Here is a 9,335-nt window from a genome sequence, read left to right as displayed (position 1 = left end):
TGGCGCTGCCCCTCGGGCCCCTCGACCAGCGCGCCCGCCCGTGCCGCGAAAGCCGTGGGTCGGGTCCAGCACCACGGTAAGGGGCTCACCCAGGTACGGCAGCACGGCGCCGTCGCCCCAGGCGATGCGGGCGCCGTCCACGCGCTGCTGGCGGTCCTGCGCCTCGCCCAGCTTGCGCAGGATCCAGGCGGATTTTTCCTGCAGCGCCGCATCCACGGCCGCGAGCGACACCCAGCCCGGCGCGCGCACCGCCAAGCCGTCCGCCCCCACCGTGAACCCGATGGTGCGCCGCCGCGCCCGCTGCAGCGCATAGGCCACGACGGCATCGCCCAGCAGCACCTCGCGGCTCGCGCGGGGGTGGCGGAAGATCGCGGGGCTGAGCAGCGTGCCCAGGGGAACGGGCGGCGCTTTCGCCACTGGTGAAGCGGACGATGGCGATGGCTTGGCAGGGTCTTTTGCTACCAAATCAGTAGCATCATCGGCAATCGAACCGCCGGCATCCGCGGCATTCGGCCTGGAATTCCTGGCACGGGGCGCGGAGGCAGGCGCAGTCGGCGGCTCGGCCGGCGCCGCGCCGCCGAACAGATCGAGCGCCAGCTGCACCAGCCGCTGCATCACCGGCCCGGCGCGTAGGCCTCGGGGTCGAGGCGCTGCATTTCGGATTCGATCCAGGCCTCGACCTCGCGCATCAGCTCGTCGGGCTTGCGGCCTTCGGTCGGGATGGGGCGGCCGATGGACACGTCCACCGTGCCCGGCCGCTTGATGAAGGCCTTGCGCGGCCACACCTTGGCCGAGGTGACGGCGATCGGCACCACGGGCACGCCCGCCTCGATGGCCAGCCGCGTGCCGCCGCTCTTGTACTGGCCCTTGCGCCCGCGCTCCACGCGCGTGCCCTCGGGGAACATGATGACCCAGGTGCCCTTGGTCAGCAGCGCGCGGCCCTGCTGCAGCACCTTCACGAAGGCGCGCGCGCGCTGGCCGCGGTCGATGTGGATCATGTCCAGGCTGCCGATCGACCAGCCGAAGAACGGCACGTACAGCAGCTCCTTCTTGAACACGTAGGCCAGGGGGCGCGGCATGATCGCCGGCATCAGGAAGGTCTCGTAGGTGGACTGGTGCTTGACCAGCAGCACCACGCCCTGCGTGGGGTCGGAGGGCAGGTGCTCCATGCCCGTGATGCGCGTGCGGATGCCCATGATGACGCGCGCCGCATCGGTGCTGAGCTTGAGCCACGCCCGCGCGATGCGGTAGCGCGTGCGGCTGCTGGCGCCGAACAGCCGCACCAGCAGGATGAGCAGCGTATAGGGCACCACGGTGATGCCCATCCAGAGCAGGTGGACGATGGAACGGATCAAGGCCATGGCAATCAGGACAAAATAGGTGTTTTCGGGCTCATGCCCTAGGAATATATGCCGTTTTAGCTATTAAATTAATAGCACATCAGACGGCGATGTTCAGGCCCGGCGCCGCCACGGCGGATTGCGCGGCCACGTGGTCGGCAAAGTCGGCCAGGCTGGCATGGAACTGCGTGCCTTCGGGCCACGGGCTGGGCAGCAGGGCATCGCCCGAGGCGACCAGGGTCGCTTCGGCGGCCTGGGCCGCACCGACCCGATGCAGCTGCGCACCGATGGCCGCGCCGGCCCGCAGATGCTCCACGCAGTTGCCGGCCACCAGCACCTCGTCACCCTCCACACCGTAGCGGTCGCGGATCTGCTCCATCAGGCCCGGCGCCGGCTTGCGGCAGGCGCACAGGTCGTCGGGTGCGTGCGGGCAGTAGAACACGGCGTCGATGCGACCGCCCACCGCCGCGAGCTTGCGGTGCAGCTTGGCGTGGATGGCGTTGAGCGCCATCACGTCGAACAGCCCGCGCCCCAGCCCGGGCTGATTGGTGGCGACGACGACATGCCAGCCGGCATGGTTGAGCCGCGCCACGGCCTCCAGCGCCCCGGGCAGAGGGGTCCACTCGTCGGGCGAAGCGATGAAGCTCTCGCCCGAGGGGTTGAGCGTGCCGTCGCGGTCGAGGATGGCGATTTTCATGGTGTGGGAGCGCCTGGTGAAAGACTGCGCCAGCCTACCACCAGCGCGGCCCCCTGCCTCAGGCCGCCAGCCGGGACAGGTCGGCCACGCGGTTCATGGCCACGTGCAGGCGCTTGAGCAGGCCCTGGCGGTTCAGGCGCAGGTCCAGTTGCTCGGCGTTGACCATCACGTCGTCGAAGAACGCATCCACCGGCGCGCGCAGCACGGCCAGCGTCTGCAGGCTGGCGGTGTAGTCGCCCGCGTCGAACTGCGCATCGGCCTCGGGCACGAAGCGCTGCAGCGCGGCGTAGAGGTTCTTTTCCGCCTCTTCCTGCAGCAGGTCGGGGTTGACGTGCGGGTCCACGGGACCGGCCACCTCGGCCTTCTTGAGGATGTTGCCCACGCGCTTGTTGGCGGCGGCCAGGGCCGGGCTTTCGGGCAGTTCGGCAAAGGCGCGCACGGCGGCGAGCTGCTTTTGCACCAGCGACAGGCGCTGCGGGCGCAGGGCGATGACGGCATCGACTTCCTGCGCGCTGTAGCCCTGCTCGCGCAGGCTGCCGGCGAGGCGGTCGTACATGAAGTCGGCCAATTTAGTAGCTGTTTCTGGATCGAATTCACGGGGAGAAAAGCCAGAGGCGTGCACAAACGTACCGCCTGCTTGTTTCTTGGCTTCCAACTCTCGCACCTGCTGAGCATCCCATTCACGTCGTTGAATGCCCTCATCACTGAACGCTTTGAAAGATCCGCTCAAAAGCAGTTCGAGGTCAAGCGGGAGGTCTCGCTCGATCAGCATGCGGATAACCCCCAGTGCATGGCGGCGCAGCGCGAAGGGGTCGCGGTCGCCCGTGGGCAGGTTGCCGATGCCGAACATGCCGACCAGCGTTTCCAGCTTATCGGCCATGGCCACGATGACGCCCACGTTCTCGCGCGGCAGCTCGTCGCCCGCGAAGCGCGGCTTGTAATGGTCTTCGATGGCGTGGGCCACTTCGTGGGCCAGGCCGTCGTTGGCGGCATAGTAGCCGCCCATGATGCCCTGCAGCTCGGGGAATTCGCCCACCATGTCGGTCACCAGATCGGCCTTGGACAGCCGCGCGGCGGTGTCCACGCACGACAGCAGGTAGTCGCGGGCGATCTCGCCCTCGGCCGAATCCAGGTCCGCATGGTGCGTGCCGATGCCGGCGAACAGCTGCTCGGCGATCGCCTTGGCTATTGTCCTAACGCGCTCCACCCGCTCGCCCTGCGTGCCCAGCTTGTTGTGATAGACCACCTTGGAGAGGCTCTCCACGCGCGACAGCAGCGTCTTCTTGCGGTCCTGGTCGAAGAAGAACTTGGCGTCGGCCAGGCGCGGGCGCACCACGCGCTCGTTGCCCTGCACCACCGCGCTCGCATCGGCGGGCGTGATGTTGCTCACCACCAGGAATTGGTGCGACAGCCGGCCATCGGCCTGCAGCAGCGGGAAGTACTTCTGGTTGGCCTTCATCGTGAGGATCAGGCACTCCTGCGGCACATCGAGAAACTCTTTTTCGAACTCGCAGATGAGCACGTTGGGGCGCTCGACCAGCGCCGTCACCTCGTCGAGCAGGGCGTCGTCCTCGATGGGGCGCACGCCGCCACCCACGCGCGCAGCCGCGGCCTGCAGCTGGCGCACGATCTCGGCGCGGCGCTCGGCGAAGCTCGCGATCACCGCGCCCTGCTCGGCCAGTTGCTGGGCGTAGCTGTCGGCACTGGTGACGACGACCGGGTCCACGGCCGCCTCGAAGCGGTGGCCGTGGGTGGTGTTGCCGGCGGTCAGGCCCAGCGCCTTCACCGACAGCAGCACCTCGGTGCCGTGCAGGGCCACCAGGCCGTGCGCGGGGCGCACGAAGCTCACGCTGGTCCAGCCGGGCTGCTCGCAGCCGGAGGCGAGCTGGTAGCGCATCACCTTCGGGATGGGCAGCTTGGCGATGGATTCGTGCAGGGCCTTCTGCAGGCCCTCGGACAGCGTGGCGCCGCGCACGGTGCTGTCATGGAACAGCACCTCGGCCTTGCCGTCCGGCACGCGGCGCAGCGCGGCCACGGCGGAGGCGTCGGCGCCCAGGGCGGCCAGCTTCTTGAGCAGCGCGGGCGTGGCGTTGCCGGTGGCATCCAGCCCCACGGCGACAGGCATGAGCTTTTGCGAGACGGCCTTGTCGGCGGCCTGGGGCGCCACCTCGGTGATGTGCGCGGCCAGGCGGCGCGGCGAAGCGAAGGCCGTCAGGCGCGAGCCCGGCGCGGCCAGCCCTTGGGCCTGCAGCTGCTCGAACAGCACGCCCGCAAAGGCGTCGCCCAGCTTTTGCAGGGCCTTCGGGGGCAGTTCTTCGACGAACAGTTCAACGAGAAGATTCGGATGGGTCATGGTGGTCTGTGTTCCTTCCTGATGCGCGTGCGTGCCTCAGGCCGCCTTCTTCTGCTGTTGCTGCTGCTGGTCGGCGCGGGCCAGGTCGGCCAGCACTTCGGCGGCCCATTCCTGGGGCGCCATGGGAAAGCCCAGCCGCGCGCGGCTGTCGAGGTAGCTCTTGGCCACGGCGCGGGCCAGGTTGCGGATGCGGCCGATGTAGGCCGCGCGCTCGGTCACGCTGATGGCGCCCCGCGCATCCAGCAGGTTGAAGCTGTGCGCGGCTTTCAGCACCTGCTCGTAGGCCGGCAGGGCGAGCTGCTGCTCCATCAGGTGCTGGGCTTGGCTTTCGTGCGCGCTGAACGCGGTGAACAGGAAGTCGGCATCGGAGTGCTCGAAGTTGTAGGTGGACTGCTCCACCTCGTTCTGCTTGTACACGTCGCCGTAGGAGAGGCCGTCGGTCCAGGTCAGGTTGTAGACGTTGTCCACGCCCTGCAGGTACATCGCCAGGCGCTCCAGGCCGTAGGTGATCTCGCCGGTGGCGGGCTTGCAGTCGATGCCGCCGACCTGCTGGAAATAGGTGAACTGCGTCACCTCCATACCGTTGAGCCACACCTCCCAGCCGAGGCCCCAGGCGCCGAGCGTGGGGTTCTCCCAGTCGTCCTCGACGAAGCGGATGTCGTTCTTCTTGAGATCGAAGCCCAGGGCCTCCAGCGACCCCAGATACAGCTCCAGGATGTTGGCCGGCGCGGGCTTGAGCACGACCTGGAACTGGTAGTAGTGCTGCAGGCGGTTGGGGTTCTCGCCGTAGCGGCCGTCCTTGGGGCGGCGGCTGGGCTGCACGTAGGCGGCCTTCCAGGGCTCGGGGCCCAGCGCGCGCAGGAAGGTGGCGGTGTGCGAGGTGCCGGCGCCCACTTCCATGTCGTAGGGCTGCAGCAGCGCGCAGCCCTGTTCGGCCCAGTACGACTGCAGCTTCAGGATGATTTGCTGGAAGGTCAACATGCGTGTGTCTGGCATGGCGGGGCCATGCGGTTGGTAGAGAGGGTTTGCACGCAGGCGCGCGCAAAAGCGGTCGATTTTACGAGGCGCGCCCGGCGCATCGGCCACGCCCGGCACGGGGCCGCCACGCCCGCATGCAAAAATAGCCGCCACCGCTTATGCATCAAGCGCTGGCAGCTATCATCTTCATAGCAATACACCGCGGTTGCACCGCGGGCGTCCACTCAATCCTGCCAGCGGCGCAGCACCAGGCTGGCGTTGGTGCCGCCGAAGCCGAAGCTGTTGGACAGCACGGTCGTCAGCGATGCATCGCGCGAGGTGCGCACGATGGGCATGCCCTCGGCGGCCGGGTCCAGGTTTTCGATGTGGGCCGATCCGGCGATGAAGCCGCCCTGCAGCATGTACAGGCAGTAGATCGCTTCCTGCACGCCCGTCGCGCCCTGCGAGTGGCCGGTGAGCGACTTGGTGGAGGAGAACGGGGGCACCGCGTCGCCGAACACCTCGCGCAGCGCGCGCAACTCGGGCAGGTCACCCACGGGGGTGGACGTGCCGTGCGTATTCACGTAATCGATCGTGCCGCCGCCCGCTTCGGCGATGGCCTGGCGCATGCAGGCGATGGCGCCGTCGCCCGAGGGCGCGACCATGTCTTCGCCGTCCGACGACAGGCCGAAGCCGACGATCTCGGCCAGGATGGTGGCGCCGCGGGCCTGGGCGTGCTCCAGGCTCTCCAGCACCAGCGCACCGCCGCCGCCGGCGATCACGAAGCCGTCGCGGTCCACGTCGTAGGGGCGCGAGGCCGTCTCCGGCGTGGCGTTGAATTTGGCCGACATGGCGCCCATGCCGTCGAACAGCGTGGCCAGGCCCCAGGAGAGCTCTTCGCCGCCGCCCGCGAACATCACGTCCTGCAGGCCGAAGGCGATCTGCTGCGCCGCCATGCCCACGCAGTGCGCGGAGGTGCTGCAGGCCGAGGTGATCGAGAAATTGATGCCCTTGATGGCGAACGCCGTGGACAGGTTGGCCGACACGGTGGAGCCCATGCAGCGCGTGACCTGGTAGGGCCCCACGCGGCGGATGCCCTTGGAGCGCAGCGTGTCCGCCGCCTCGATCTGGTTGGCCGGCGAGCCGCCGCCCGATCCCATGATGAGGCCGGTGCGGGGGTGGGACACCTGGGCGGGCGACAGGCCGGACTGGGCGATGGCGTCCTTCAGCGACAGGTAGGCGTACGCCGCGGCATCGCCCATGAAGCGGCGCTGCTTGCGGTCGATGAGCGCGTCCAGATCGATCTGCGGCGCGCCCGCCACTTGGCTGCGCAGGCCGAGTTCGGCGAACTCGGGCATGGCGCGGATGCCGGACTTGCCTTCGCGCAGCGACGTGGTCACTGCCTGCTGGTCATTGCCGATGCACGAGACGATGCCCGCACCCGTAATGACAACGCGCTTCTTCATGGTCATGCCGTGGCTCCCGCTGCGGGTGCTCCGTCCTTCCCGTCTTCACGCTTGAAAAGGCCCACGCGCAGGTCGTTGGCCACGTAGATCTCCTGGCCGTCGGCCAGCAGGCGGGCATCGCCGATGGCCATGACCAGCTTGCGCTTGATCACGCGCTTGATGTCGATTTCGTAGGTGACGAGCTTCACGTTGGGGCCGACTTCGCCGGTGAACTTGACTTCGCCCGCGCCCAGGGCGCGGCCCCGGCCCGGCAGCTGCAGCCAGGTGAGGTAGAAACCGATGAGCTGCCACATGGCATCCAGCCCCAGGCAGCCCGGCATGACCGGGTCGCCCTGGAAGTGGCAGTCGAAAAACCAGAGGTCGGGGCGCACATCGAGTTCGGCCCGGATTTTCCCCAGCCCATGCGCCCCACCATCGCTGTCGATGTGCGTGATGCGGTCAAACATCAGCATGGGCGGCAGCGGCAGTCGTCCGCTGTCAGGGGTGAACAGCTTGCCCTCGCCGGAGGCGATCAGTTGTTCATAGGAAAAGGAATCAGCCATTGTCAGTCGTGCTCCAGATCGGCGGTGCGCCCGCCGGATTTTGATTGCGCGCCACCGAGGTCTTTTCGGTGGCGGGGCATCCATTATCAAGGCACACGGAGGGCCGACTGTGACACAGGGCCAAGGGTGATTCCCTAATTTGATGAAAGCGGACCGCGCCGGACCGCGTCAGCGCAGGCCGCACGGGCGTGCGGCCGCGCGGATCGGGCCCCGGTCAGTACTGCCAGAAGATGCGCTGCAGGTCCTTGCTGGTCTGGGGCTTGGTCAGCGCCACGGCGGCCAGGATGCGGGCCTTCTGGGGGTTCAGGTCGTGGGCGACCACCCAGTCGTACTTGTCGTCGGGCTGCTCGGCGTTGCGCAGCACGAAGCCGTCGGCGATGCGCGAGGAGCGGATGATCTGCACGCCCTGGCCGCGCAGTTCCTGCAGCGCAGGCACCACCCGGTCGGCCACCGAGCCGTTGCCGGTGCCGGCATGGATCAGCGCCTTGACGCCCGAGCGGCCCACGGCGTCCACCGTGGAGCGCGGCACGTTGCCGTAGCCGTAGACGATCTCCACGGGGGCGAGCGTCTCGATCTCATCGATGTTGAACTCCGATTGCGCGGTGTGGCGCTTGACCGGCGCGCGGAACCAGTAGTTGTTGCCCTCCACCACCATGCCCAGCGGGCCCCACTGGCTGCGGAACGCCTGCGTCTTGATGTTGACGCCCTTGACCACGTCGCGGCCGCTCTGGATCTCGTCGCTCATGGTCACGAGGACGCCCTTGCCCGAGGAATCCTTGCTGGCCGCCACCGAGACGGCGCTCAGCAGGTTCAGCGCGCCGTCGGCCGACAGCGAGGTGCCGGGGCGCATGGAGCCCACGACCACGATGGGCTTGTCGGTGCGCACCACCAGGTTCAGGAAGTAAGCCGTTTCCTCCAGCGTGTCGGTGCCGTGGGTGATGACGATGCCGTCCACGTCGGCCTGCTTGGCCAGGGCCGACACGCGCTTGCCCAGCTTGAGCAGCTGCTCGTTGGTGAAGCTCTCCGAAGCGATCTGGAAGACCTGCTCACCCTTGACGTTGGCCACGTTCGCCAGCTCGGGCAGGCCCGCGATGAGCTTGTCCACCGGTACCTTGGCCGCGGCGTAGGACGCACTGTTGGTCGCCGAGGCGCCTGCGCCGGCAATGGTGCCGCCCGTGGCCAGGACCACGACATTGGGCTTGGCGGCGGGCTGGGCCGCGGCCACGACGGCCCAGGCTGCGAAGGCGGCGCCGGCCAGCAGGCGCTTCAGTTTCAGAGGGGAAAGCATGTGAGTCTCCGTAATGAATGACACTTTTTGTGCCCGCGGCATTTCCGCGGGTGCCGTATGGTAGGAAGCCGCATGGCGGGCTGTGGGGAATAATCGCCGGCCGGGTGTGACTTCCGGTCATATTCTCGTTTTCCCTCCCCTGCGATGAATCTCCGCCAACTCGAAGTCTTCCAGGCCGTCATGCAGACCGGCAACATGAGCGCGGCTGCCCGGCTGATCAACATCACGCCGTCGGCGGTGAGCAAGACCATCGCGCACGCGGAACTGCAACTGGGCTACGCGCTGTTCAGCCGGGCCCGCGGGGCCCTGCTGCCCACGCCGGAGGCGCAGGCGCTGTTCACCGCCTCCAGCCAGATCCACAGCCAGCTCGACGCGCTGCGCCGCACCGCGCACAACCTGCGCCAGCCCGAGGGCGGCCTGGTGCGGCTGGCGGCGATTCCGTCCGTCACGCACGAATTCCTGCCCGCGGTGTTGGAGCGCCATGCCCAGCAATCGCCCCGGGTGCGCGTGGAAGTGCGCACCCTGCACCAGGACCAGATGGCGCAGGCGCTGCTCACCCGCTCGGTGGATTTCGCGCTGGGCTTCTACGATCACCCGCACCCGCAGCTGGAGAGCAGCATCCTGGTGAGCGGGCCGCTGTTCATCGCCGTGGCGCGGGACATCTGGCTGCGCGCGGTGCGGCTGAACCGGTC

9 protein-coding genes are annotated in these 9,335 nt (G+C 68.2%); 1 reads left to right on the top strand and 8 read right to left on the bottom strand.

All coding sequences use genetic code 11. The features are described from left to right. The 8 genes from AC27IQ_RS14475 to AC27IQ_RS14440 all read right to left on the bottom strand — a co-directional run. The coding region (locus tag AC27IQ_RS14475; RefSeq protein WP_487089886.1) for a YgjP-like metallopeptidase domain-containing protein at positions 1–615 on the bottom strand (615 nt) is incomplete at its 3' end. After that, positions 615–1,361 carry a lysophospholipid acyltransferase family protein gene (locus tag AC27IQ_RS14470; RefSeq protein ID WP_487089885.1) on the bottom strand — a complete coding sequence of 249 codons (747 nt, stop codon included), beginning with the start codon at positions 1,359–1,361 and terminating at the stop codon, positions 615–617. The genes AC27IQ_RS14470 and AC27IQ_RS14475, both read right to left, overlap by 1 nt. A 79-nt stretch (positions 1,362–1,440) precedes the next feature. After that, the gene (gene gmhB / locus AC27IQ_RS14465; RefSeq protein WP_284429703.1) at positions 1,441–2,037 is read right to left on the bottom strand and encodes a D-glycero-beta-D-manno-heptose 1,7-bisphosphate 7-phosphatase; all 597 of its coding nucleotides are present in this window, start codon (positions 2,035–2,037) and stop codon (positions 1,441–1,443) included. 58 nt (positions 2,038–2,095) lie between these two features. Beyond that, a complete protein-coding gene (glyS, locus tag AC27IQ_RS14460) occupies positions 2,096–4,390 on the bottom strand; it encodes a glycine--tRNA ligase subunit beta (protein WP_487089884.1) in 2,295 nt (764 codons plus the stop codon). Positions 4,391–4,426: 36 nt separating this feature from the next. Next, on the bottom strand, positions 4,427–5,371 hold the full coding sequence (gene glyQ / locus AC27IQ_RS14455; protein WP_284398394.1) for a glycine--tRNA ligase subunit alpha: 945 nt from the start codon (positions 5,369–5,371) through the stop codon (positions 4,427–4,429). Positions 5,372–5,592: 221 nt separating this feature from the next. Then, entirely contained in the window at positions 5,593–6,819 is a 1,227-nt protein-coding gene (fabB, locus tag AC27IQ_RS14450; protein WP_284404857.1) for a beta-ketoacyl-ACP synthase I, read from the bottom strand. After that, positions 6,816–7,355: a 3-hydroxyacyl-[acyl-carrier-protein] dehydratase FabA gene (fabA, locus tag AC27IQ_RS14445; protein ID WP_272565196.1), complete on the bottom strand. Its 540-nt coding sequence runs from the start codon at positions 7,353–7,355 to the stop codon at positions 6,816–6,818. Before fabA ends, fabB begins: the two co-directional genes overlap by 4 nt. Before the next feature lie 214 nt (positions 7,356–7,569). Then, on the bottom strand, positions 7,570–8,643 hold the full coding sequence (locus AC27IQ_RS14440; protein ID WP_272565197.1) for an asparaginase: 1,074 nt from the start codon (positions 8,641–8,643) through the stop codon (positions 7,570–7,572). A 144-nt stretch (positions 8,644–8,787) separates the two neighbouring features. On the opposite strand from AC27IQ_RS14440, the gene AC27IQ_RS14435 reads away from it, so the two are divergent. Continuing rightward, positions 8,788–9,335 (top strand): LysR family transcriptional regulator (locus tag AC27IQ_RS14435; RefSeq protein WP_487089883.1); only part of this gene is annotated, 548 nt, incomplete at its 3' end.

The sequence above is a fragment of the Acidovorax sp. KPB24-07 genome (genome assembly GCF_057543315.1).
The sequence above is the reverse complement of the archived record's forward strand: the minus strand, read 5'-3'. Positions and strand labels throughout refer to the sequence as shown.